Below are 24,749 nucleotides of genomic sequence, written 5' to 3'. Positions count from 1 at the left end.
GCGCTGCCCGAAACCTTACGATGGCACCGCCGTTCGCAGCGCGTCCGTATCTCATCGCATTGTCTCACCGCGACGATATCCGCGGCTCGTCTTTAGCACAAGGCTGAACGCGCCGGGCGAATCGTCAATCGTCAGACTTTCGCGGCGGCCGCCGCGTATCGCTGCGCCCCCCGCCTACCGCTTTCGCCCGCCGTTCCCCTCGCACTCCGTGCACAGGCGCGACCACACCTCGTCCACCGCGCGGTACAGCGACACGAGGTCGGAATCGTTGGGAATCGTGATATCCGCCGACCGCCGCCGCGCCTCGTCATCGGTCTGCGACGCCATGCGCGCGCGGGCCTCGGTCTCGCTCATGCCGCGCGTCTTCATAAGCCGCTCCACGCGCAGGCCGTCCGGCGCCTCCACCGTGATGATGTGGCGGAACGTGAACGGGATGCCGCCGAGCACTTCGGTGAGCAGTGGGATGTCATGCACCACGATGCCGCCACCCGCCTCCTGCCGCGCGGCCTGCGCGTAGACGAGCGGGTGGATGATGGCGTTGAGCCGCCCGCGGTTCGCCGTATGCGCTGGGTCGGCGCCGAAGATCTGCGAGGCGACCCACGGGCGGTCGAGCGACCCGTCGTCCGCGATGGCGTGCGGGCCGAACTGCTCGCGAATCGGCGCGATGGCCGCGCCGCCCGGGCGCGTGAGCGCGTGCGAGATGGCGTCATAGTCGATGATGCGCGCGCCTAGGTGTGCGAGGCGCGCGGCAACAGTGCTCTTGCCCGCCCCGATGCCGCCCGTGAGGCCGACGCGCATATCCGGCGCGCGTCCGGCGTCGGGGTTTGGGCTGAGGTTGGTGCCAGGGCTTGCGTTGTCTCCACGATTTTCCCGCGTTCGTTCCATGCGTCCATCATCCCACGGCCTCTGCCCGCGGATGAGGCGCGCGTCGGAGCTTCATGGCGAAGAATCCTCACCACGAACACCCAGATGGCCTGGCGAACGGGCACTCGTAGAGAAAAACAACCCTCATGGCGAAGAATCCTCACCACGAACGCCCAACAGCCCCGGCGACAAGGCAATCGTAGAGAAAAACAACCCTCATGGCGAAGAATCCTCACCACGAACAACGATTTCTCCGGCCGCCACAGCGCAGCACCGCCCGCAGCACCGCGCCGCCCCACCCTCCGCACACAAAAACAGGGGCCCGGAAAACCGGGCCCCTGGGCTTAAGCGATGTTATCCGCGAACCCGGCGCGAAACCGGGTCGAAACCGCAGGGCGTCTCGCTCGGGACTCCCCGCGGAACAGAACCAGAAAGGTCTTACTTGGACTGGTGCAGCAGCTCATCGCGCAGGGCGGCGAGCTTGTCATCGGACGCAAGCGTGCCTTCGCCGGACGCCGGAGAAGAGTAGTTGGTCGGCTCTTCCTCGGCCTCGCGGGAACGGCGGGATTCGGTCTGGCCATCGGCGGCGGCGGAAGCGTCGGCGTTGGCGAGCTCCTTGGCGACGAACGCCTTGTGCTCCTCCCACAGCTCGTGAGCGGCCGCGTACTGCGACTCCCACTCCTCGCGCTGCTTCTCGTAGCCTTCCATCCACTCGTTGGTCTCCGGGTCGAAGCCCTCCGGGTACTTGTAGTTGCCGTTCTCGTCGTACTCGGCCGGCATGCCGTAGACAGCCGGATCGAAGTCCTCGGAGTTCGGATCCACGGAATCGTTGGCCTGCTTGAGAGACAGGGAGATGCGGCGACGGTCGAGATCGACGTCGATCACCTTGACGAACACCTCTTCGCCCGGCTTGACAACGGTCTCGGGGTTCTCCACGTGACGGTTGGCGAGCTCGGAGATGTGGACCAGGCCCTCGATGCCGTCGTCGACGGAGATGAACACGCCGAACTGCACGATCTTGGTGACCTTGCCCTTGACGATCTGGCCGGGAACGTGGGTGCGGGCGAAGCGGCGCCACGGATCCTCCTGCGTCGCCTTGAGCGACAGGGAGATGCGCTCGCGCTCGAGATCCACGTCGAGAACCTCGACGGTGACCTTGTCGCCGACCTTGACGACCTCGGACGGGTGGTCGATGTGCTTCCAGGAGAGCTCGGACACGTGGATGAGACCGTCCACACCGCCGAGATCGACGAACGCACCGAAGTTGACGATGGAGCTGATGACGCCCTCGCGGATCTGGCCCTTCTTGAGCTGCGAGAGGAAGGTCTCGCGCACCTCGGACTGGGTCTCCTCGAGGTACTGGCGACGGGAGAGGACCACGTTGTTGCGGTTCTTGTCGAGCTCGAGGATCTTGGCCTTGATCTTCTGGCCGATGTACGGCTGGAGGTCGCGCACGCGGCGCATCTCGACGAGGGAGGCGGGCAGGAAGCCGCGCAGACCGATGTCGACGATGAGGCCGCCCTTGACAGCCTCGATGACGGTGCCTTCGACGACGCCGTCCGCTTCCTTGATCTTCTCGACCTCGCCCCAGGCGCGCTCGTACTGCGCACGCTTCTTGGAGAGGATGAGGCGTCCTTCCTTGTCTTCCTTGGTGATGACAAGGGCCTCGACGGTGTCGCCAACCTTAACGACATCATCGGGATCGACATCCTTCTTGATGGAAAGTTCGCGCGAAGGAATCACACCTTCGGTCTTGTAGCCGATATCCAGAAGGACTTCGTCGTGATCGATCTTGACAACAGTGCCCTCGACCAGATCACCATCGTCGAAGTTCTTGATGGTGGCGTCGACTGCCTTGATGAAGTCATCCACAGAGCCGATATCGTTGATGGCGACCTGCGGGACCTCGTTCGTGTTTTCTGCCATATGGTTGGTTGTTTCTGATAGTTGGGTGGACAATACAATCGTTTTTCAGTTATTCGACCGCGGGCTCACGCGAACCGTCGCCATCGCGCGAACGACTGCGGAACGGTTCCCTGACTCGGGCGGCTGTGGCACGCGGCTTGCGCCACGCACACAGAGCAATATCCTACTCCTCGGCATCGCCAAAAACAATACCTGCGCGGCGCTCCGCCATCTCCACCACGTTGCTCAGCAGCATGGCGCGCGTCATGGGCCCCACGCCGCCCGGATTCGGCGAATACGCGGCGCACACGTCATGACAGGCGGGGGCCACGTCGCCGAGCACGCGCCAGCGTCCGGCCTGCTCGTCATACACCCGCGACACGCCGACGTCCATGAGCACGGCGTCGGGATTGATGTCTTCCGGCTTGACGAAATGCGCCTGCCCCATCGCAGCCACGATGACGTCCGCGCGGCGCATGATGTCGTGCAGGCCGCGCGTATGCGTGTGGCACAGCGTGACGGTGGCGTCGACGCCGCGGTTGGTCAGCAATAGGCCGATGGTGCGGCCGATGGTGACGCCACGGCCGAGCACGACGACGTTCCTGCCGTCGAGGCCGATGCCGTTGCGTTCCATGAGGTCGATGACGCCACGCGGCGTGCATGGCAGCGGGTAGCGCGAGTCGCCGTTCGTGTGCAGCACCATCTGGCCGAGGTTGTACGGATGCATGCCGTCGGCGTCCTTGGCGGGGTCGACCATCTCCACGATTCGCGTGGAGTCGATGCCGTCGGGAAGCGGCAGCTGCACGATGTATCCGGTGCAGGCGGGGTTCTCGTTGAGGCGGCGGACGGCGGCGGCGATATCGTCGAAGGATGCGTCGCCGGGAAGGTCCTCGCGGATGGATTCGATGCCGACCTCGGCGCAGTCGCGGTGCTTGCCGGCCACATACTTGGCCGACCCCGCGTCATCCCCCACCAGAAGCGTGCCGAGGCCGACCGGGTGGCCCGCCTCGCGCAGCCTGGCGACGCGCGCCGCCAGGTCCTTCTTGATCTGTGCCGCAGCGGCCTTGCCGTCGAGTACCAGCGCCATGTGTCTCCTTGCCGTGTTGTTGCCGTATGACCGTATACGTCATGCCGTATACGCGTGGCCATGCATAAGCCATGTCGGGCGTGCGAACGGCCGGGGGAACGACGTCCGGGCCCGCATAATCGCGCCCGGGCGTCGGCAATCCGCATGCTTTTCCGCATTTTAGGCTACCCTGAGAACAGGTTGGGGAAGCGACCAAACCGGGAAGGCGCGCGCAAGGCGCGGCTTTCCGACGATTTCCCCATGCTTCGCCGGACGATCCGGGATCCACGGATCCCGCGGATTCAACGAATCGTCCGGCGGAGGGGCTTCCCAACGGAAAGAGGAGAGGCATGTCATTGTCCAGCGCTTTGTCCCGGATCGCCGCCGCGTGCAGCTGCGCGGTCCTCCTGTCCGCCGCACTCACGGGATGCGGCCCCGCGTCCGGCACCGCATCCGGCGGGGCATCGGCATCCGAGCAGTCCGCGGCCACCCCGTCCGGCCCCATCCCCGTGGTGGCCGCCGAGAACACGTGGGGGTCGATCGCCGAGAGCATTGGCGGCGACGAGGTGAAGGTCACGTCCATCGTGGACTCCTCCGACACCGACATGACCTCCTTCGCGCCCACCGCCGACCAGAAGGCGCAGATCGCCGACGCGCAGATCGTGATCGTGGACGGCGCGGGCTACGACACCTGGGCCTCCGACCAGACGACGCGCGACCAGACCGTCATCAACGCCGCCTCCACGGTCGGCGCCACCGACGGCGACAACCCGTTCCTGTGGATGTCGTCCGACACGCGCCGCGGAGTGGCCGACGCCGTGGCCGACGCGCTGATGAAGGCGGCGCCGGATTCCAGCGACATCTTCCAGAAGAACCTCGACGAGTGGAAAGCCGCCGAGGACGAGCTCGACACCAAGATCGACGACCTCAAGTCAAAGCACAAGGACGCGCACTACCTCGCCACTGCGCCCGCGGCCTACTACCTGCTCGCCGAGGCGGGCATGACCGATGACACGCCGGACGACTGGTCGAAGTCCATGACCAAGGGCCAGACGCCGGACGAGGACCAGGTGACGGCCATGACCAAGGCGGTGACGACGGGGTCCGCGCGCCTGCTGCTCAACGATACGCAGCGCCCGACAAGCGCGACCGACACGGTTCTGGCGGCGGCCGGCACGGTGCAGGGCATGCAGGTGCTGGCGCTGACCGAGACGATGCCCCTGGCGCAGAACTCGCTGCATAAGTGGCTTTCGCAGTATGTGGACGATGTATCCGACGCGCTGGACGCCGCCCAGAAGGCGGCGAACGCGTCGGCGTCGGCGAGCGCGAGCGGGTCGGCGCCGGGTTCGACATCGGCGAGCGCAGGCGACGGTAGCGATTCGGCATCCGCGAGCGCGTCGAACTGATACGACGATTGCGCTGGCATCTTTCCGCGGCGCCACGATGGCAGGAACCATCGTGGCGCCGTTTGTTTTCCGCGCCTCCCGACCCTGCCTCCCGTCCCGGCCTCTGCCCCTCCCATCCCCGTCTCATCGCACCTCCGCCCGAACGTCCATGGGTCAGTTGAGAATGTTTCTCAATAGACAGACGCACGCCGTCGCATTCCGCACGACGCGCGCCCGGCCATCGGAGGAACCGGAGAATGACAGCACACAACGCACCAGGCGCCGCGCGCAGAGGCGGAGCCATCGTAAAGAATGCCGACGCCATCGTCGAGAATGCCGACGCCCAGCCGTGCATCGAACTGCGCGACGCCACGGTGGAGCGCGGCGGGCATGTCATCTGGTCGAACGGCACCTTCACCATCCCGCGCGGAACCGTCACGGCCATCGTGGGAGCCAACGGCGCGGGCAAAACCACGCTCATCGACGTCGAACTCGGCCTGCTCGAGCTGTCGCGCGGCAGCGTGCGCGTGCTCGGCGCGCCGGCCGGCGCCAACAACCGCCGCATCGGCTATGTACCGCAGAACTACATGGACGACCTCGATTCGAACGTGACGGTGGGCCAGTCCGTGCTCCTCGGCATGACGGGCACGCGCTTCGGCTTGCGCCGCGTGACGCGCGAGCAGCGCGCCGACGCGGCCGAGGCCATCGAATTCGTCGGCCTTGCCGGCAAGGAGCGCATGCGCCTGAGCGAGCTGTCGGGCGGCCTGCGCCAGCGCGCGGCCATCGCGCAGGCGCTCGTCGGGCATCCCGAGCTGCTGCTTCTCGACGAGCCTCTCGCCAACCTCGACCTGGCCAGCCAGAACGCGATGGTCGAGCTGTTCGCGCGGCTTAACCGCGAGTGGGGCATGACCATCCAGATCGTGTCGCACGACCTCAACATGCTGCTGCCGATCCTCACCGGAGCGGTGTACCTGCTCGACGGGCACCCCCACTACTCGGGCATGTCCGACGTGCTCGACTCCGACCTGCTCACGCATCTGTACGGCACGCGCATCGAAATCGTCACGACGCCGCAGGGCGACATGTTCGTCACGCCGAACCCGGCCGTCGAACCCGAGGGGCATGGGACCGGCACACTGGCAGCGGACGAGGCGGCGAGCTTCTTCCGCCGGCACTACCGGGACGGCAACGGGACGGATCGCGCGGACGGCGCGGCGCGCGAGGAAAGGCAGGCATGATGAATTTCACATTCAACAACGATTGGTGGGGCCTGCTCACGGGCTCGTTCATGTCGAACGCACTGGTCGCCGGACTGCTCATCGCCATCGCGGCCGGCGCCATGGGCTACTTCACCATCACCCGGCATTCGTCGTTCGCCGCCCACGCGCTCGCCGACATCGGACTGCCGGGCGCGACCGGCGCCGTGCTGCTCGGACTGCCCGTATCCTGGGGCATGGGACTGTTCTCGCTGATCGGCGCGCTGATCATCGGCGCGCTCGGCAAGCGCGCGTCGCAGCGCGAAATCGCCACCGGCACCGTACTGGCCTTCGCCACGGGCCTGGGCATGTTCTTCGCACGCATGTCGTCGGCTGCCACCAAGCAGATGCAGTCGATTCTCTTCGGCTCGATCCTGACCATCTCGCACGAGCAGCTCATCGGATTCGCCGCGTTCGACGCGGTGCTGCTCCTGGTGCTCGCCGTCATCTACCGTCCGCTGCTGTTCAGCTCCCTCAACGAGCAGGTGGCGCGCGCCAAGGGCGTGCCGGTCGGGCTCATGGGCATGCTGTACATGGCGCTGATGGCCGGTGTCATCACCGTGGCGGCGCCCGCCGTGGGCACACTGCTCGTGTTTGCGTTGGTCGTCACGCCGTCGGCCACCGCCATCATGCTCACGCGCTCCCCCATGTCCGCGATGCTGCTGTCGGGCGTGCTGTGCCTGGCGAGCATCTGGGGCGGGCTTGTGCTCGCCGCCATGTTCCCGTTCCCGCCGAGCTTCGTCATCGTCACGATCAGCACCGTGCTGTGGCTCGTGGCGCGGATCGCGACCGGGCGGACGCAGCGGTAGGCGCGCCCGGGGTGCGGCGTTACCCGCGATAGGCGAGGACGCTGGCCAGGGCGGCCGCGCCCTCGCCGCGCCCCGTGAACCCCATGCCGTCGCTGGTGGTGGCGGTGATGCGCACGGGGAAGCCGGCGGCGGCGGACATCGCGCGCGCCGCATCATCGCGATGGCGCGACACATGCGGTTCGTTTCCCACGATGGTCACGCAGCCGTTCGCGAAACGCCACCCTTCCTTCGAGCAGGCGGCGGCCACCTCCCGCAGCATGGGCGCGCCATGGAGCCCGGCCCCACGGCTGGATGCGCCGACGCCGAAAAACGATCCGATATCCCCCATGTCGCATGCCGACAGCATGGCGTCGATCAGGGCGTGGGCCGCCACATCGCCGTCGGAATCCCCCTCGAATCCGGCCACTCCGCGCGCCTCGTCATCGGTCCATCGTATGCAGGCGAGCCACAACTCGCGCTGCGGCGCTTCCTCGCAAGATGCCTCCTTGCGAGGCGCCTCCTTGCTGGGCACGGGCGCAGCGCCGTCAGCCTCGCCGAGGGCGGAATCGCCGCCACGTATGCAAAAGCGATGCGCATCGAACCCCTGCCCGATGCGCATCGCCGGAAACTCGGCGCCGCCGGCCGCAGCCGACCCGCCGATCATGGAATCGTCGCTCATTTCTTCTTCGTCGTGCGCTTCTTGGTCTTCGCGTTCTGGGCCTCGATGCGCGCAAGCGTTTCGCTCGCCGGCTCGTCCGGAGCCTTCGTGTGATGCTTCTCGTCGCCCGGCTGCGGATCGGCGAAGCCGAGGTTGACGTCGAGCAGGCGCTGCGTCTCCTCCTCGGAGAGCTTCTCCGAGAGCGAGATCTCTGCCGTAAGCACCTTGCGCGCCTTGCTCAGCATGCGCTTCTCGCCGGCGGACAGGCCGTGATCGTCGTCATCGCGCTGCGACAGGTCGCGCACCACATGCGCAATCTGCGGCAGGTCGCCCGAAGAGATGCGCTCCTGGTTGAGCTTGTAGCGCCGCGACCAGTTCGTCTTCTCCTCCTCGACCGGGGTGCGCAGGATCTCGAAGACCTTGCCCACGTCGTTGCCATCGACGATGTCACGCACGCCGATGCTTTCGACGTTCTCCTCCGGGACGAAGATAACGAGTCCATCGGTCGAGAGCACGTCGAGCTTGAGATACGTGTGGGTCTGGCCGTCCGGCGTCTTGCGGTCCTGGATATCCTCCACTCGCGCCGCGCCGTGGCGGGGATAAACAACCGTATCGCCGATATGATAAGCCATGAATGCATTCCTCCAGAGTCGCCCGATCTGTCATAGTATGCCATGCCCCCTCGACCTGCCGGCGAATACTCCCAGAGCGAACGAAACGAACGACGACGCGCATGCGTAACACGATTCCAACCCCAAATCGTCTAAAGTGGGTGCCACCACACCCACTCAACGCCATTTCGGGCCCCAAAACCGTTCCCAACCGCCCGAAACTGCCTAAAGCGGGTACCACCACACCCACTTAACGCCAAAACCAGCCCGCCAAACGCCCCAAACCCACCCAAACTGCCCAAAGTGGGTGCCGCCACACCCGCCGAACGCCACCCCCTCCCAAAACCCACCCCACCCCTCCCGCAGCGCCGCGAATCGCCAGAACAGAGGATGACTTCGTCCAAATATGGGGCCAATTTCCGGCATCGGCAGCGTTTCACGTTGCAATTTGCTCAAAGTGTCTCGTAAACTTCGTGATATGGAGAAGACAGTAATCACAGATGCGACACCGATCGAAGTCGACCACGACGCACTCGACCGTGTCAGCAACGGCGTCTATTACGACCCGCACCAGATTCTCGGCGCCCACCTCAACCCGGCGCCGAACGACCGCTACGCCACGGTCCGCGTCCTGCGCCCCATGGCGAAGGAAGTCACGATTGTGACGGTCGATGGTGTGGAATACGAGGCGAAGCATGAGTGGAACGGCGTGTTCGTGGCCGTCGTCCCCGCAGCCTCCGCCAAGGACGGCTCCCACTCGGTCCCCGACTATCGCATTCACGCGACGTACGAGGACGGGTCCGAGACGGTTCTCGACGATCCCTACCGTTACCTGCCCACCGTGGGTGACGTCGACATGTACCTGTTCGGCGAAGGCCGCCACTACCGCCTGTGGGAGGTCATGGGCGCGCATGTGCGCACCTACATCGATCCGATGGGCTCCCCCGACGGCTCGTCCGCCGATTCGATCACGGGCGTCTCGTTCGTGGTCTGGGCCCCGAACGCACACTGCGTGAGGGTTGTCGGAGACTTCAACGGATGGAGCGGACGCACCCACGCCATGCGCGAACTGGGCAACTCCGGCATCTGGGAGATCTTCATCCCGGGCCTCAAGGGCGGCGACCGATACAAGTTCGAACTGCTCAACGCGAACAACGAGTGGAAGCAGAAGGCCGACCCGTACGAGCGCCATCACCAGATCCCGCCGGAGACCGCGTCGATCGTGTCGGACTCGCACTACCAGTGGCAGGACGAGGAGTGGATGCAGCGTCGCTCCACCACCAACCCCCACACCGGTCCGCTGAGCATCTACGAGGTCCACGCCGGATCGTGGAAGCAGGGATACACCTACCGCCAGCTCGCCGATGAACTGGTGCGCTATGTCAAGGACATGGGCTTCACCCACGTCGAGTTCCTGCCGCTCGCCGAGCACCCCTTCGCCGGATCCTGGGGCTATCAGGTGACCGGCTACTACGCCCCCGACTCCCGCTTCGGCGACGTCGACGACTTCAAGTACATGGTCGACCGCTTCCACAAGGCCGGCATCGGCGTCATCATGGACTGGGTCCCCGCCCATTTCCCGAAGGACGATTTCGCCCTCGGCCGCTTCGACGGCACCCCGCTGTACGAAGATCCGGACCCGCTGCGCGGCGAGCATCCCGACTGGGGCACGTATGTGTTCAACTTCGGCCGCAACGAGGTGCGCAACTTCCTCGTGGCGAACGCCTGCTACTGGCTCGACGAGTACCATGTGGACGGCCTGCGCGTCGACGCCGTGTCGTCCATGCTGTACCTCGACTACAGCCGCGAGCCCGGCCAGTGGCGCCCGAACATCTACGGCGGCCGCGAGAACCTCGAGGCCATCGAGTTCCTCAAGGAGGCCACGGGCACGTGCTACCTCAACTACCCCGGCATCATGATGATCGCCGAGGAGTCCACCGCGTGGCCGGGCGTCACCGCCCCGACGAGCGCGAACGGCCTGGGCTTCGGCCTGAAGTGGAACATGGGCTGGATGCACGATACGCTGCAGTACCTGCAGTACCCGCCGATCGACCGCAAGTGGCACCACGACGAGATCACGTTCTCGATGGTGTACGCCTACTCCGAGCATTACGTGCTCCCGATCTCGCATGACGAGGTGGTGCACGGCAAGGGCTCCCTCATCGGCCGCATGCCGGGCAACGACTGGCAGCGCTTCGCCGGCGTGCGCGCGCTGTTCGCCTACCAGTGGACGCATCCGGGCAAGAAGCTCTCCTTCATGGGCAACGAGCTGGCGCAGTTCGGCGAGTGGAACGAGAACTGGAGCATCGACTGGGATTCCCTCAACTGGCAGGACCACCAGGGCGTGCAGCGTCTCGTGCGCGACCTCAACCGCGTCTACCGCGAGAACCCGGCGCTGTGGGAGCTCGACAACGACCCGGCCGGCTTCCAGTGGCTGACCTCGGACGACGCCGACCACAACACGCTGAGCTACATGCGCCTCGACAAGGCCGGCAACCCGCTCGTCGTGGTCGTGAACTTCTCCGGCACCGCCTGGAGCGACTACCAGGTGCCGCTGCCCCGCGGCGGCAAGTGGAAGGAGATCCTCACCACCGACGACCTCGCCTACGGCGGGTCCAACATCCACAACGATGACATCGAGGCGAACGCAGGCGAATACCATTCGCGTCCGTTCTCCACGAAGGTTACCGTTCCCGCACTCGGTGCGATATTCTTGAAGCCGGTGGAAGACTGAGTTCCTGCCGCGGGCGGTCGGAAGATCCGACGATTGACGATTCGGCGAGACGATTGCCGATTCGCCATTCGGCGGATTGACACGACGGGCGATATGCACATCGCATCGCATTCGCCCGCCCGCGGCACGGCATTCGCGGTCTTATGACTTCATGAGGATTTCAGGGCGGTCGGCGAAAGCCACCGCCCTGAAATAGAAAGACGACATTTATGAGCACTACTGCCGGGCAAGAGAATTACACGGTTCTCGTGGTGGAGGACGAACCGACGCTCGCCACGGCCATCGCCCAGCGACTGGCCGCGGAAGGCTGGACCGCGCGCGTATGCGCCGACGGTCAGAGCGCCGTGCAGACGGCCGCCCAGATCAAGCCGGATCTGGTGATCATGGACATCATGCTCCCCGTCATGGATGGACTCGAGGCGACGCGACGCATCACGGCCGCGCGCCCGGTGCCCGTCCTCATCCTGACGGCCCGCGACGACGAATCCGACAAGGTCATCGGCCTGGGCGCGGGAGCGGACGACTACATGACCAAGCCGTTCTCCATGCGCGAGCTCATCGCGCGCTGCAAGGCGCTTCTGCGCCGCGTGGAGCGTGCGAAGATCATCGCGAAGAACTCGGAGAACGAGAAGGTCCTTGACTACGGCGACCTCGTCATCGACCCCACGCAGCGCATCGTGACGCTGCACGGCGAGGAGGTGCATCTGACCCCCACCGAGTTCGACCTTCTGGCCACGCTCGCACGCAAGCCCAAGACGGTGCTGAGCCGCGAGACGCTGCTCGAAGAGGTGTGGGACTGGGTCGACGCCTCGGGCACGCGCACGGTGGACTCGCATGTCAAGGCGCTGCGCCACAAGCTCGGCCCGGAGATGATCCGCACCGTGCACGGCGTCGGCTACGCCTTCGAACCGCCGGAGGGTGCCCCAGCACGTCCCTCCGCGAAGTAGACAAACGCCAAGGCGCTCCCCCGTCGGAGCGCCTTTTTCGTACCCCGCCGCCGACGCGATACCATGTGAACGACGGCCGAATGCGGCCGAGGGCCCGACGGCCATGGGAGGAAACCGAATGCAGAGGAAAACACGCGGCGCGCGCATGCGCACGGCATCATCCGCGTCGAATATCAGTCGCCGCGGCGCCCAGCACGCCGTTCTCATCGGAACGCTGTCGTCTCTGAAGGTGGAGCTCAGCGTCCTCATCATCATCGACACGATCATCGTCTTCATCATGTCGTGGATCATGCTCAAATGCGGGCTGAGCGAATGGTTCGCCTTCCCCATCACGATGGTGGTGGCACTGGCCATCACCTACGCCTTCTCCCGCGGCCTGACGGCGCAGCTGCGCGAGATCCGCGACGCGGCCGAGGCCGTCTCGGACGGCGACTACCAGGTGCGCGTGCACGGCGCAACGCGCAGCCGCGACGAGATAGGCCAGCTGGCGCGCGCCTTCAACCTCATGGCCGAGGAGCTGGAACATTCCGACACGATGCGCCGTGACCTCATCGCGAACGTGAGCCACGAGCTGCGCACCCCCGTCTCCGCACTCCAGGCGCAGGTCGAGAACATGGCGGACGGCATCATCGAGCCGAACGAGGCGAATCTGGAAAGCATCCTTACGCAAACGCAGCGCCTGGGCGATCTCATCGCCTTCCTGCTCGATCTCTCGCGCATGGAGGCCGGCGCGGCGAGCCTCGAGATCACGACGTTCAACCTGAAGGATTTCATCGAGGAGACGACGGAGCCGCTCGAAATCGCCGACGGAGGGCATAACCACACCATCTCGATGACCGTTCCCGACGACATCGAGATGGAGGGCGACCCCGACCGTCTGCGCCAGCTTTTCACGAACATTATCTCGAACGCGCTCAAGCATTCGGCGGACGGCAGCGAGGTGCTTATCAAGGCGCGCGTCGACAAGCCGCATGACACGGTGGTGGTGAACGTCATCAACTACGGCTCGCAGATCCCCGTGTCGGCGCGCGGCGATATCTTCCGCCGCTACGTCAAGGGCAAGGGAGGGCATCCGGGCACCGAGTCCGGCGGCACGGGCCTGGGCCTGCCGATCGCGAGGTGGGCGGCGCAGTTGCACGGCGGTTCCGTGCGCGTGGTCGACGATCCGCGCGGCGCCGATTTCGAGATCACGCTGCCGAAGCACCACCACGATGACGCGGAGGGTGCGACCGATGGCAGCGCGGAGGGCGCGACACGCTGAGCGAGGCGCGTCGTTCCGCCGTTTTTACGATAGTGGTCACCTATTTCGAACGTGTGTTCTATACTGGTACATACGTTCGAAAGGAGGGGCCATGGCTGGATATGGCATCGTCAGCGCACCACGGCCGCTGGATGTGTCGCCGCACCCGGTGCCGGCGGCGCTCGAGGCGGTCCATGCGGGTTTTCCGTCCGTGGCGCAGGACTATTTCACGGGTGATTTCTCGCTGGACGAGAACCTCATCATCCACCCCGACACCACATTCGTCGTCAGCGTGGCCGGCGACTCGATGGAGGGAGCCGGCATCTTCGACGGCGACATCCTCATCGTCGACCGGTCACTGCGTCCGCGGCCCGATGACATCGTCATCGCGGCCGTCGACGGGGAGCTGACGGTTAAGCGTCTGGCGCAGGACAGGCAGGGAGGGCTGTTCCTGCATCCGGAAAACGCCGCCTACCCGGATATCCGGCTGGATCCGGGCGACGACATGACGGTGTGGGGCGTCGTCATCGGGAACTACCACTGGCAGTGCAGCCGCGCGCAGTACGGGCGTCCCGCGGTGGCTGGCACGGAGTCAAGGACGCAGGCAGCGGCACAGTCGGCGGGAAGGGACATGCCATGAGCGCCCCGACCTTCATCCTCGCCGACGCGAACAGCTTCTTCGCGTCCTGCGAATGCGTTTTCGACCCCTCGCTTATAGGACGGCCCATGGTGGTGCTGTCGAATAACGACGGCTGCGTGGTGGCGCGCAGCGCGCAGGCGAAGGCCCTGGGCATTCCCGAGGGCATCCCGTGGTTCAAGATCCGCGACCGCGCCGAGCGCGACGGCGTGGTGGCGCGCAGCTCGAACTACGAGCTGTACGCCAGTCTGTCGGCGCGCATGATGTCGGTGATGTCTGGGTTCTTCGCCCATCAGGAGATCTATTCGATCGACGAATGCTTCCTCGTAACGCGCTCCCCCGTCGACGTCGCGCTCACTAACCGCTGCCTCGCCATGCGCTCGGCCGTGCTGCACGGCGTGGGCGTGCCGGTGTCGGTCGGCATCGCCCCCACGAAAACGCTGGCCAAGATCACGAGCCACTGGGTCAAGAAGCACGACGCCCGCCATGGCGTCGACTCATGGGACGACCTCGTGCACCGTGCGGGCCATGACCCGCTGCGCGACGTGGATGTGGCCGATATCTGGGGCGTGGGCCGGCGTCTGGCCCCGCGCCTTATGAGCCGCGGCATCCTGACGGCGGCCGATCTGCGCGACTGCGACCCGGCGGCCATCCAGAGGCGGTATTCGGTGCGGCTCGAGCGCACGGTTCTCGAACTGCGCGGCACCCCGTGCATCGAGGACGAGAACAGTGCGCTTAATGGCACGCGCACGACGCAGATCATGTGCTCGCGCATGTTCTCCCACCCCGTTGCCGACGAGGCCACGATGCGCCAGGCGCTGGAGGTGTATGCGCAGAAGGCCGTGCGGCGTCTCACACGGCAGGGCAGCCTGTGCTCGACGGTGGTCGTGTTCTGCGGCACGGGGCCGACGAACGAGGACGGCACCGGGCGCACGCATATCTCCGGCCTGTGCCATCTGGACAATCCGTCGGACGACCCGGTGGTTATCTGCAAAGCCGCCTGCCAGGCCGTGCGCGGGCGCATGATCCCCGGCGAGAGATACGTGCGGGCGGGCGTCATGCTGTGCGACCTATGCGATGCCGAGGCGTACCAGCCGCTCGAGGGTTTCGAGGCGACGCGCGATACGGGGCTCGGGGATACGCTGGAACGCATCACGCATAAGTTCGGTCCTGCGCGCGTCGGCATCGGCTACAGCGGAATCCGCGGCACGGGGCGGTGGAACGATGACACGGGAGCGTCATGGACCATGAAGCGGACCATGATGTCGCGCCGGTGTACAACGCGTTGGGATGAGATGGCCGTTGTCCGCGCCTGACTGCCGGAGCCAGTCTGCCCGGCGCAGTCTGCCCGGTGCAGTCTGGCCGGTGCGGGTACCCGGAATCCGCCCGTCCGTAACCTGACTGGCGACGTCAGACGTCCTCGTCCAGGCCACGGCGGGGCACGAGGGCAAGGGCAAGGCCGGCGACGGGAATCCCGCCGGCGGCGCGGATGGCCCGGGCGCATTCGCCGAGTGTCGCGCCCGTCGTCACGATATCGTCGACAAGCAGCACGGGGCGCCCCTCGACCGTTATCTCGCACCGCCGTGGCCGCCGCAACTGCCACGGCCAACACAATCGACGCACCCGACAAGCCGCTCCCCCACCGCGCCCGTGCCCTGCGCCCGCCAGCCGGACGCGCACGGGCCGGGCAGCGATGTGGTCCCGGACACGGGCGGCGCGGTCGCGGATGCCGGAGCGCATAACGGATTTCCTCGTCACGCCGCGCATGATAAGGGCCGGGGCATAGACGGCATCGATGCCCATCCGCAGGAGTTCGTCAGCCACGGCCTGCCCCAGGGGCTGGACCTGTACACGTCCGCGCCGCCGTATGGATGACGCCGAGGATGGCGCGGGCACGACGAGCACCGTGGCCGGATCGCCCACCACAGCGCTGCAAAAAGCATCAAGCGCCAGGTCCTCGCAGCAGAAGCGCACGAGGGATCGCATGGCCTGGGCCAGAGGTCGGTCGGCCTCCACATCGCCGTGGTCCTTCCAGCTCAGGATTGCGGTGCGCACGGTCCCTTCGTACCGCGCGCACGCCCAGACGCGTCCCGTCGCCAATCCGGGAAGGGGCCGCCATTGCGGTCCGGAGAACCGCTCGGTGCACGCCGGGCACAGCACTTCGTCGGCCGCCCCGCATCCGGCGCATCCGCGCGGCATAAGGACCAGCGAGACCTCATGCACGAGCGCCCGCACCACGGCGGCCGTCTGACGGACACCCGCCGCCAGACGGGAGATGGCGGAAGAGATGGCTGAGGAAACGGAGAATCGTATGAATCGTCCCATGTGCCGAGGCTATCGGATCGGGCGCGCGCCACGCCGGCGGACAGGAGAATGTGGATAACTTCGCGGTGTTCGCCCTGCCGCACAAACGCACGCCGCGCCGACAAGACGCCGCGCCCTGCCGCCGCCTCGCTGCTTCGGCAAAATCCGCTGCTGAAAATCAGCTTCAGGAAAACCGCTTCAGGGCATCCGCTACTTCGCGAGATGCTCGCAAAGGCGCTCGATGCATTCGATCGTTTCCTCCGGCCCGTTCACGTGGATGCTCGCGGTTCCCGCCTGCACGGCCGGGTAATCGTTGCCCTCGGGGCCCATGCGGTCGCCGATATAGCAGATCTGCGGCACCTCGATGCCGAGGATCGAGGCGAGCTTGCGCACGGCATACGCCTTGTCGATGCCCTTGAGGGAGATGTCGACGCTGGTGGAGCCGCCGGCGCGCACGCTGAGATCGGGCAGGTCGCGCTGGCAGGCCTCCGCGAGCGCCTTGCGCTTGCTGCCGTCCGGATCCCACGCCTCCTTGGCGTCGACGGGCGCCTGCTGGCCGAGCGCGGAATACGTGATCTGGCTGCCGCGGTCCTCGATGCGCTCGCCCCATGTGTTTTCCTCCCAGCTGCCGAGCTCGCGGGCGCGGCGTTCGAGCGAGGCGATGGCCTCGTCGCGCTGCGCGGGCGTCAGCTCGTGGCGGAACACCGTGTGCCATTTGCCGGCCGCGGCGTCCCAACGCACGTATTGCGTGCCGCTCGTGGGCATGAGGTGGAGGTTGGAGCGGTCGGAGGCGTCGCCCACCATGGCGAGCACCTGGCTGTCGACGAGTTCCCAGCGCCCGCCGGAGATGACGGCGACGGGGATGAGATGCGTGAGGCGGGCGAAGGCGCCGGCGATGGGCCGGGCCATGGGCTGCTTGGAGCGGGCCAGCGTGCCGTCGAGGTCGAAGGCGACGGCGCGGATGCGGGCGGCCAGCTCTCCGTAGTCGATTCCATCCCATGCCATCGGCGTGAGCTCGCCCATGGACCCTCCTTTGCTGCCCCGCCGCGGCGTCAGGTGCGCTGCATGGCGGCTTGGTTGACGATATGCACCACGATAGGGCGGCGTGCGGGCCCGCCACGGCCGTGCGTGCGGGGCACGGCGGCATGACGGTGCGCGCAGCGCCCCGGTCATGGCAATTGTACGGTGTCACACGGAAATCCCGCGCATTGCCCTTGCCCGGACGAGCCGACGTTGTACGCTGTGAATCATGACATCCTCGAACATGCAGCGCCCCTCGGACTGGCAGTCGGACGGACGGCCGCATCGCCCCCATACGCCCCGGCAGACCCAGGGGGCGCAGGCATCCGAATCGTCGGATTCCCCGGCATCCGCATCCTCGCAATCGTCGGCCTCCTCGCAGCAACCGCAGCAGTCTCAGCAGCGTGCCTACGGCTTTGCGCGACCCTACGGCCCGGGCTCCACGCTGCCGTGGGAGCGGCGTTGCTACCGCAACCGCCACGGACGCGGGCAGCGCCAGCCGATGTTCGGCCTGCGCATGCCGCGCTACCGCACGAAGTCGGGTATTTTCGACGATCTGGCCGTCTCGTATCTGCGCCGCATGAAGCAGGCGTGGCCACAGCTCATGTGCAATGTGGAGTGCGCGGTCGAGGACGTGCCGCCGTCCGATCCGCTGGAGTGGGAGGACCGCGCGGTGCCGCTGTCGCGCTCGTTCCCCGCGCGGGACGGCATGCCGGCGCGCATCGTGCTGTACAGCATGCCGATCCAGTCGAGGGCGCATGACCGCATCGACCTCGAGTTCCTCATCCGCGACGAAATCGTGCTTCAGCTGGCCAATCTCAACGGCCTGCACCCCGAAGACATCGACCCGGACTGGGGCATGTAGCCGCCCGTCCGGGTCGTGGAAAATGCGCAGGCTCGGCTCACAGGCCGCCAGCCCGCGCCGTCAGCTCACAAGTCGCTGGTCGCGCGTCGATTCGATGTCATAGGACGGCGCTTCGAGCGATGTGCCGGCGATGACGGACATGCCCTGCAGCGACGCCGCATCGACGTCGGGCTGCGTCAGCGTCGCCGCCACGCCGAGTGTAGAAGGCAGCGTGGAGGCCTGGGAGGCGTCGGCGGAATCCGACACGATGATGGCGCCCACGGTGGGCGTCGCGGTCTGGGCCGTGCCGTCGCCAGAAGTGCCGTCGGTAGTCGCACCGTCACCGGAGCTCTCCCCCGCCCCGCCGGCCAGCGTCGACACGTCCACCGTCGTCGCGCCGTTCGCGGGAACCGTCACCTGATGCGTCGCCAGGGGCGCGCCGCTCGCATCGTAGCAGCTCAGCGAAGCCACCTGGTCGGACGACGACGTATTCGACAACACAAGCGTGGCGCGCGTATCCGAAGGAATCGCCAGACCCGTCACATGCGAGGTCTCCACCGCATCGCTGATGGCGAAATCGGACTGCCCGTCGCCGCTTTTCGTTCCCACCACCTGTGCGTTCAGCGCCTCACCGGCCGTGACGCGCAACGCATACGCGCCGTCGGGCACGGTGCCGAGGTCGGCGACCTTCACCTGCTGCCCCGTCAGGCTCACGGTGGTGGCGTCGCTCACGCCGTCCTTCGTCAGCCATGTGAGGGTGGCCGTCGTGTCGGATTCGGAGAACAGCGTGGCCTGCGAGTCGCCGAGGGAGGCAACGTCAGGAATGAGCAGCTGCGTGGAGGCGTCGGCCGTGGCCACGGCGTAATCGGAGCCGCGCGGCGTCAGGCCGTCCGCCGACACGGAGCGCACGACGGCGGCGATGGGGATGGCCTGGCTGTCGATGTCGACCACGAGCGCGTTCTCGCCGTTGGCGGCCGCGCCGAGGCTCACCGTGGTCTCGCCCCGGGCCGGCACCGTGACGGTGGCGGCGGTGGCCAGGCTCAGCGAGCCGGCGCGCGATGTGCCCCATGCGGTAAGCGTGACGGTGGTGGCGATGGAGCCGGGGTTGGCGAGCACGAGCTGCTCGGTCCAGCCCGAGCCGGTGGACGGCGTGATGACGCGCTGCTTCGTGGCGGTGGCGACGCATTGCGCGGCCGCCACGCCGCGCAGATCGCCTTCGGTGGCCCACGAGGCGCTCGTGCCGAACAGGCCCGTGCCGTCGGTGGCCTGGGTCAGGAACGCGTCGCCCAGCAGCGACGCCGAGTCGACGGCCTGCGAGTTCACAAGAAGCGCGCCGGCGCCCGTCCCGGCCGACAGCGGCGTGGTGGTGATGCCGTCGAGAGAAGAGGCGGCGGCCAGCTGCACATCGCCGGACGCGGCGATCACGGCCTGCGAGGAGATATTGCCCTCGCTGACCTGGAACTGGCTGTCGCCGTAGGCGGCGGTGTCGGCCAGCTGCATGCGTTCGGGGCAATACGATTGCAGTTCGCTGCGCGCGACGGTCTCGACATGCACGCCGGACTGCGCCTGCACGTCGGAGGGCGCCGTGGCGAGCGTGGCGCCGTACACGGAGGCGCCCACGAGCACGATGGCGCTCAGCACGGCGAGCGTCGCCTTCGTGGCCGTGCGCATGCGGCGCGAACGACGCGCCCTGCGGGCGTCGGCGAGGGAATCACCCTCGATCGCGGGCATCGTCTGGGTGAAATCGTATTTCGAATCGTCGAAGTGGCCTTCTCGGCGGTGCTCACTCACTGATATCCCCTCCTTGCGCCTCGCGCGAGCGGCCGAAGGGCTGCGCCACGAGGCAGTAGATCACGAGAATCGCAACAAGGCTGCAGATCCACGCCTTGCGCCAGCCGCTGGACATGACGGCGTCCTGCGCGGAGGCATCGACGCCCTGGTCCTCCTCGGCGTAGGTGGTGAAGCGCACGTAGGCGGTGCCGTCCTTGTCGATGACGGACTGCGTATTGCCGCTGGCCAGCAGGTGCGAGACAAACTGAAGGCCGCTGTCGCCGGTGGCGTCGAGCACGTACACGCCGCCGAAGCCCAGGCCTTCGAGGTCGGAGCTGGCCTGTGCGTTCGAGCCGACGAGCAGCTGCGAGACGTCGGAGGCGATGCGCGCGTCGGTGTCGTTCATGCCGTGGAGCGCCTCCTGCACGTTGACGGCGGCGGATTCGTCGACGAGGTCGCCGCGCGAGGTGTGCATGATGGAGAAGTCGACCGACGTGTCGGACGTGGCCTTCACGGTGAGCACGCGGTGTTCGGGGCTGCGCGACAGGTAGTCGGTGACGACCATCGGCAGCTGGGCATCCGAGGCACGCACGGACGCTCCGGAGATAAGCGCGGCGCCCGAGGCACCCCACGCGGCGGTGCACAGGGCGAGAAGCACGCACAGGAACACGCGCCCGATGACGGACGCGGTCCTGACGCTTTCGGCGTCGGAGCTGACGAAGCGGACGAAGGGCTCGGCGGCGGTTCCGGCGAGCATGCACGTGCACATCACAAGGCCCATGACGGCGAGGAACAGGCCGGGCAGCACGGAGCCGTGCACGGCGTCCGCGCCGTCGACGCCGATAAGCACGGCGCGCGAGACGACGGCCAGGCCGATGCCGCTGAGGACGATAACCCACATCATGCGCGAGATGCGCAGGACGGAGGGCAGGCACAGCGAGGCGATGGCGAGGATCGTGACGATGAGCAGCGCGGCCAGGCCCATCGACAGCGCCAGGCGCGGCAACACCGCGTCGGAGGCATCGTAGCCGAATTCGTGAAGCATGGCGCCCAGCAGCGACCCGGAGGATTCGCCGGCCGCCGTCGGCAGCATGATGTCTCCGAACAGCTGGCGCCAGTTGCCGTCGGCGACGCCGAGCACGGAGCGCGCGAGCGCCGGCGCGATGACGAACGCGGCGGGAAGCGGCACGAGCAGCAGCACGCTGCGGTGGGAGCGCACGAGCGCGAAGAACAGCACGAACGACACCGCGAGCGCGAACACGTACTGCGGTTCGGCGGCCACGACGAAGGCGAGGCACAGCGCGGAGAAGGCGGCGGACTGCGCGGACGGCGTGGCCTGCGCGCGCTCCTCGGTGCGGTACATGCCGACGGCCTTGAAAACGAAGGCGATGCCGGCGGGCAGGAAGATCGACACGATGAGCATGGGCAGGTTCGCGTCGGCGTACAGGCCGGACATGGCGCCGAGCGCCACCCAGGAGAGGGCGGCGAGCACGCGCACGGGGTTCGAGCGCGTCACGATGCCGGTCAGGGCCCAGAACGAGAGCGCGGACAGCGGCGCGGCGAGCAGGAGGATGCCGCAGATGGCGGCGGTGACGTGGCCCAGGCAGATGGTGGAGAACACGAGCAGGACGAGGAGGAACGGCATCGGCGCGGCGTTCGTTCCCATGCCGCCGGCGAAGCTCCATGTGCTTGTGGCGGCGCGGGCGAGGTCGGCGTAGCCGGTGCCGGTGGGCAGGAGCGTGTCGGAAACCACCTGGGCGCCGGAGAACAGGCCGCTCCAGAGGCGACCGTTGATGGCGATGCCGGCGACGAGCGCGACAAGCGTCATGCCGAAGGCCCAGCGGTGCTTGATGCGCGCCTGCTGGCGCAGGTAATCCTCGACGAGCTGGTTTGTGGGTTCGGTTGTTTTCTCGCTGACGAAGATGCGGCGGCGGGAGTTCCACGATTCGAGCTGCTCGCGGTCGGCGGCGAGAACGCTCAGGTCGCGCTGGGAGATGACGCTTTGGGCGCTGACGTTGCGGCGCACGGCGTAGAAGGAGCCGACGTCGACGAGGTTGCGCCACGGGGCGATGAATTCGCAGGCGGCGGCGAAGGGGCGCTTGTTGACGAGCAGGCGCACGAACAGGACGAGTGCGACCAGGAGGCGCCACAGCCAGACGACGACCCACCACGGGCGGGAGATGTCGGAGTACAGGTACAGGTCACGGGCGCGGCGCACGGCGGAGTAGGTGGGGACGGTGGTGCCGTCGGCGACGGGGGCGCCGGCCGCCGTGCGCACGCCCTCGTAGCGGGCGCGGCGGTGCGCGATGCGCGCGTTCGGCGCCACGATGACGCGGCCGCGCGACAGGCAGATCCTGCGGCAGAAGTCGCGCGAATCGGCGAAGGTGCCGACGTGGCGGTCGCCGCCGGAGACGCGCTCCCATTCGGTGTCTGAGACGAGGGCGCCGGCCAGCGAGACGGCGAACACGTCCTGGCGCGCGTCGTACTGCTCCTGGTCGGGCTCGCCGTCCACCACAAGGCTGGCGATGCGATGGTGCGGGGCCATGTAGTAGCCCACGTTGTGAAGGGCTGTGCCCTCCCAGTCCAGCTGCTTGGCGCCGATGACGGAGACGGTCGGCGTATTGCGGCGCACGCGCAGAAGCTCCGCCAGGCAGGTGTCGTCGGCGGGGCGGGAGTCATCGTGAAGAAGCCACATCTGATGGGCGCCGAGCGGAAGCTGCACGCGATCGAGGGCGCGGCCGACGGCGTCGGTGAAGCTCGCGGCGCCCGTCACCGACACGATATGCACGGTGATGTCGCGCACGGCGCGTGCGCGGGACCGCGAAAGGGAACGCTCGGGAAGCTCGGGCGCCGGCGGCTGCGCCGACGCGGACGACTTCGACATGGGCACGAAGCGCAGGCCGTCGGACGTCACGGCGATGCGACGCGTGTCGACGACGCCGGAGCGGTCCGCGCAATCGGCGATGATGACGGTTCCCGGGAGCACCGTCTGCCGGAACACGGCCGTCACGGTGTCTTTGAAATACCGCAGGTCGGATTCGACGGTGATGATCGCCGCCACCTCCGGGTCAACGGTCCTGTCCGACCGCAGCCCCGCGCCCATGATCGCCGAATCGATCGCCTGCCGCACGCTGCGAGCATTATCCATGAAGAGTTCCTTCGCCGTCTTGCAATTCGTATCTGCTATCTGCCGACGCACCATCGTCTGTGCAATGCAACCCATTGTAAGAGGAACGCCCGATTGCGGCGGGGCGGGCGGTTGGCGGGGCGGGCGCCGGATCTAGGCGGGGCGAGCGGCGGGCGGGCGAGCGGAGCCGGCGACACGGTTGGCGGGGCGAGCGGCTCTTCACCCCGCCGGACGAAAGCAATCGTCTGTCCTCAGGCGCGGCGCTCCTTCTTGTAGCGGCGGCGCTCGCGTTCCGACATGCCTCCCCAGATGCCGAAGCGCTCATCGTGGTCGACGGCCCATTCCAGGCACTTCTGACGCACCGCGCACTGCGCGCAGATGCGCTTGGCGTCGCGGGTGGATCCACCCTTGTCAGGGAAGAAGGCCTCGGGATCGGTCTGCGCGCACAGGGCGTCCCCTCGCCATGTGTCCTTCTGCTCGTCAGGCCCCAGAATCTCCTCGATGAGCGACTGCTCCGCCTCCTCGGTTTTGGTATGGACTCCCAGCATGATGTATTCGTCTCCCTGTCTCTGTTTTTGTTTATGTCTCTCGCGTGTTCCCGGCAGCAGCATCGCCGCCGTGAGCATTCCATCGTCTTCAAGCCTACACCCACGTAACTTATGAGGGAAAACCAGTTTCCGTGTGGCACTATCCCGCCGCGGGATCTCCTCAGGAACAATGTGATGGCTTACGGACAAAAACAGGGCCCCGGAGTCCCGCAACCGCCGAAAAATGTCCGCAACGAGGTGGTGACGTTTTCTTGGACTTTTGACTGGAGGGCGTCATGGCTAGTTATACGCGGGAGCAGAGGCTCAGGGCGTGTGAGTTGTATGAGCGGCTGGACCGGAGCGCGACGGCCGTGGTGCGGGAGCTGGGGTATCCGGCGAGCCGGCATTCGGTGCGCGCGTGGTACCGCCGGTACGCGTTGGAGAGGTACGGGGGCGTGCCGGGCAGGGTCGCGCCCGCGAGGGTGCCGGCGCCGGCGGGCGGGTATCCCGAGGGGCTCAGGCGCGCGGCGGTGGAGCATTTCCTGACGCATGGCCGGTGCGTGCAGCGCACGTGCCGGTGCCTGGGGTATCCGTCTCCCGGGACGCTGCGCAAGTGGGTGGACCGTGCGGATCCGTCGCGGCGGGTTCCCGCGGCGGGCGGCGTGCCGGTGGCGCCGGCGGCGGGGTCCGTGAGAGGATTGGAGGGCCGGGACCCCGGCGGACTGGAGGAGCCGACCATGGATGACGTGACGGGGCGCGCCGTGCGCGCCGGCGCGGCCGACGCCGCGCGGACGGGAGGGGCCGGAGGGCCCGCCGCCAAGGCCGCGGGAAAGCCTGCCGGGAAGGCGGCGGGAAAGCCTGCCGCCAAGGCCGCGGGGAAGACCGCCGCCAAGGCGGCGGGAAAGCCTGCCGGGAAGGCGGCGGGAAAGGCCTCCGGCAAGCCGGCCGCCGGGGCCGGGGAGGCGGTCTCGGCGGCGGACGTGGAGGAGCTGCTCCGGGTCATCGCGTCCCTGCGCGAGCAGGCCGACGCCCTGCGCCGGGAGGCGGACGAGCTGCGGGGCGAGAC

The 24,749-nt window shown here is 67.3% G+C and carries 19 protein-coding genes and 1 pseudogene; 10 read left to right on the top strand and 10 right to left on the bottom strand.

Annotated features, from left to right (window positions below; translation table 11 throughout):
- Nucleotides 1-174: 174 nt before the first annotated feature.
- The 3 genes from coaE to PSRA_RS07535 all read right to left on the bottom strand — a co-directional run bounded on the left by coaE (nt 175) and on the right by PSRA_RS07535 (nt 3,856).
- Nucleotides 175-885: a dephospho-CoA kinase gene (coaE, locus tag PSRA_RS07545; RefSeq protein ID WP_245834949.1), complete on the bottom strand. Its 711-nt coding sequence runs from the start codon at nt 883-885 to the stop codon at nt 175-177.
- Between the two features lie 417 nt (nt 886-1,302).
- Nucleotides 1,303-2,790 carry a 30S ribosomal protein S1 gene (gene rpsA, locus PSRA_RS07540; RefSeq protein ID WP_094661285.1) on the bottom strand — a complete coding sequence of 496 codons (1,488 nt, stop codon included), beginning with the start codon at nt 2,788-2,790 and terminating at the stop codon, nt 1,303-1,305.
- Nucleotides 2,791-2,953: 163 nt separating this feature from the next.
- The gene (locus tag PSRA_RS07535) at nt 2,954-3,856 is read right to left on the bottom strand and encodes a bifunctional methylenetetrahydrofolate dehydrogenase/methenyltetrahydrofolate cyclohydrolase (RefSeq protein ID WP_094661284.1); all 903 of its coding nucleotides are present in this window, start codon (nt 3,854-3,856) and stop codon (nt 2,954-2,956) included.
- A 329-nt stretch (nt 3,857-4,185) separates the two neighbouring features.
- Between PSRA_RS07535 and PSRA_RS07530 the strand changes: the two genes are divergently transcribed.
- The 3 genes from PSRA_RS07530 to PSRA_RS07520 all read left to right on the top strand — a co-directional run bounded on the left by PSRA_RS07530 (nt 4,186) and on the right by PSRA_RS07520 (nt 7,285).
- Entirely contained in the window at nt 4,186-5,241 is a 1,056-nt protein-coding gene (locus tag PSRA_RS07530; RefSeq protein ID WP_094661283.1) for a metal ABC transporter solute-binding protein, Zn/Mn family, read from the top strand.
- 236 nt (nt 5,242-5,477) lie between these two features.
- Entirely contained in the window at nt 5,478-6,458 is a 981-nt protein-coding gene (locus PSRA_RS07525; RefSeq protein ID WP_094661282.1) for a metal ABC transporter ATP-binding protein, read from the top strand.
- The gene (locus tag PSRA_RS07520) at nt 6,455-7,285 is read left to right on the top strand and encodes a metal ABC transporter permease (protein WP_412155660.1); all 831 of its coding nucleotides are present in this window, start codon (nt 6,455-6,457) and stop codon (nt 7,283-7,285) included. Before PSRA_RS07525 ends, PSRA_RS07520 begins: the two co-directional genes overlap by 4 nt.
- A gap of 19 nt (nt 7,286-7,304) precedes the next feature.
- On the opposite strand, the gene PSRA_RS07515 is transcribed toward PSRA_RS07520, so the two are convergent.
- A complete protein-coding gene (locus tag PSRA_RS07515) occupies nt 7,305-7,883 on the bottom strand; it encodes a 2-C-methyl-D-erythritol 2,4-cyclodiphosphate synthase (RefSeq protein WP_094661325.1) in 579 nt (192 codons plus the stop codon).
- A gap of 56 nt (nt 7,884-7,939) precedes the next feature.
- Nucleotides 7,940-8,554 carry a CarD family transcriptional regulator gene (locus PSRA_RS07510; RefSeq protein ID WP_094661281.1) on the bottom strand — a complete coding sequence of 205 codons (615 nt, stop codon included), beginning with the start codon at nt 8,552-8,554 and terminating at the stop codon, nt 7,940-7,942.
- Between the two features lie 457 nt (nt 8,555-9,011).
- Between PSRA_RS07510 and glgB the strand changes: the two genes are divergently transcribed.
- From glgB to PSRA_RS07485, 5 genes are all read left to right on the top strand, one after another.
- Nucleotides 9,012-11,267, top strand: a complete 2,256-nt coding sequence (gene glgB, locus PSRA_RS07505; protein WP_094661280.1) for a 1,4-alpha-glucan branching protein GlgB — start codon at nt 9,012-9,014, stop codon at nt 11,265-11,267.
- A gap of 209 nt (nt 11,268-11,476) precedes the next feature.
- Nucleotides 11,477-12,214 carry a response regulator transcription factor gene (locus tag PSRA_RS07500; RefSeq protein ID WP_094661279.1) on the top strand — a complete coding sequence of 246 codons (738 nt, stop codon included), beginning with the start codon at nt 11,477-11,479 and terminating at the stop codon, nt 12,212-12,214.
- Nucleotides 12,215-12,359: 145 nt separating this feature from the next.
- Nucleotides 12,360-13,475, top strand: coding sequence for a sensor histidine kinase (locus PSRA_RS07495; protein ID WP_094661324.1), 1,116 nt, complete (start codon nt 12,360-12,362; stop codon nt 13,473-13,475).
- Nucleotides 13,476-13,566: 91 nt separating this feature from the next.
- The gene (locus tag PSRA_RS07490; RefSeq protein ID WP_094661278.1) at nt 13,567-14,094 is read left to right on the top strand and encodes a LexA family protein; all 528 of its coding nucleotides are present in this window, start codon (nt 13,567-13,569) and stop codon (nt 14,092-14,094) included.
- Nucleotides 14,091-15,407, top strand: coding sequence for a Y-family DNA polymerase (locus PSRA_RS07485; protein WP_094661277.1), 1,317 nt, complete (start codon nt 14,091-14,093; stop codon nt 15,405-15,407). The genes PSRA_RS07490 and PSRA_RS07485 overlap by 4 nt, the downstream gene beginning before the upstream one ends.
- A 94-nt stretch (nt 15,408-15,501) precedes the next feature.
- Here PSRA_RS07485 and PSRA_RS07480 read toward each other — a convergent pair whose 3' ends face one another.
- Both PSRA_RS07480 and PSRA_RS07475 read right to left on the bottom strand, forming a co-directional pair.
- Nucleotides 15,502-16,146 carry a ComF family protein gene (locus tag PSRA_RS07480; protein ID WP_094661276.1) on the bottom strand — a complete coding sequence of 215 codons (645 nt, stop codon included), beginning with the start codon at nt 16,144-16,146 and terminating at the stop codon, nt 15,502-15,504.
- 459 nt (nt 16,147-16,605) lie between these two features.
- Entirely contained in the window at nt 16,606-17,418 is an 813-nt protein-coding gene (locus PSRA_RS07475) for an HAD-IIB family hydrolase (RefSeq protein ID WP_094661275.1), read from the bottom strand.
- 226 nt (nt 17,419-17,644) lie between these two features.
- Between PSRA_RS07475 and PSRA_RS07470 the strand changes: the two genes are divergently transcribed.
- Nucleotides 17,645-18,280, top strand: a complete 636-nt coding sequence (locus tag PSRA_RS07470; RefSeq protein WP_338053282.1) for a metallopeptidase family protein — start codon at nt 17,645-17,647, stop codon at nt 18,278-18,280.
- Between the two features lie 60 nt (nt 18,281-18,340).
- Here the strand turns inward: PSRA_RS07470 and PSRA_RS07465 are convergent, their stop codons facing one another.
- The 3 genes from PSRA_RS07465 to PSRA_RS07455 all read right to left on the bottom strand — a co-directional run bounded on the left by PSRA_RS07465 (nt 18,341) and on the right by PSRA_RS07455 (nt 23,704).
- The gene (locus tag PSRA_RS07465) at nt 18,341-20,050 is read right to left on the bottom strand and encodes a DUF5719 family protein (RefSeq protein ID WP_094661274.1); all 1,710 of its coding nucleotides are present in this window, start codon (nt 20,048-20,050) and stop codon (nt 18,341-18,343) included.
- A complete protein-coding gene (locus PSRA_RS07460) occupies nt 20,043-23,177 on the bottom strand; it encodes a glycosyltransferase family protein (RefSeq protein WP_094661273.1) in 3,135 nt (1,044 codons plus the stop codon). The genes PSRA_RS07465 and PSRA_RS07460 overlap by 8 nt, the downstream gene beginning before the upstream one ends.
- A gap of 230 nt (nt 23,178-23,407) precedes the next feature.
- A complete protein-coding gene (locus tag PSRA_RS07455) occupies nt 23,408-23,704 on the bottom strand; it encodes a WhiB family transcriptional regulator (protein ID WP_094661322.1) in 297 nt (98 codons plus the stop codon).
- Between the two features lie 275 nt (nt 23,705-23,979).
- Between PSRA_RS07455 and PSRA_RS07450 the strand changes: the two are divergent.
- Nucleotides 23,980-24,749: pseudogene (locus tag PSRA_RS07450) on the top strand (hypothetical protein); the annotation flags it as partial.

The sequence above is a fragment of the Pseudoscardovia radai genome (assembly GCF_002259605.1).
In the GTDB taxonomy this organism is placed as follows: Bacteria; Actinomycetota; Actinomycetes; order Actinomycetales; family Bifidobacteriaceae; genus Pseudoscardovia; species Pseudoscardovia radai.
This window is presented reverse-complemented; position numbering and strand designations above follow the sequence as displayed.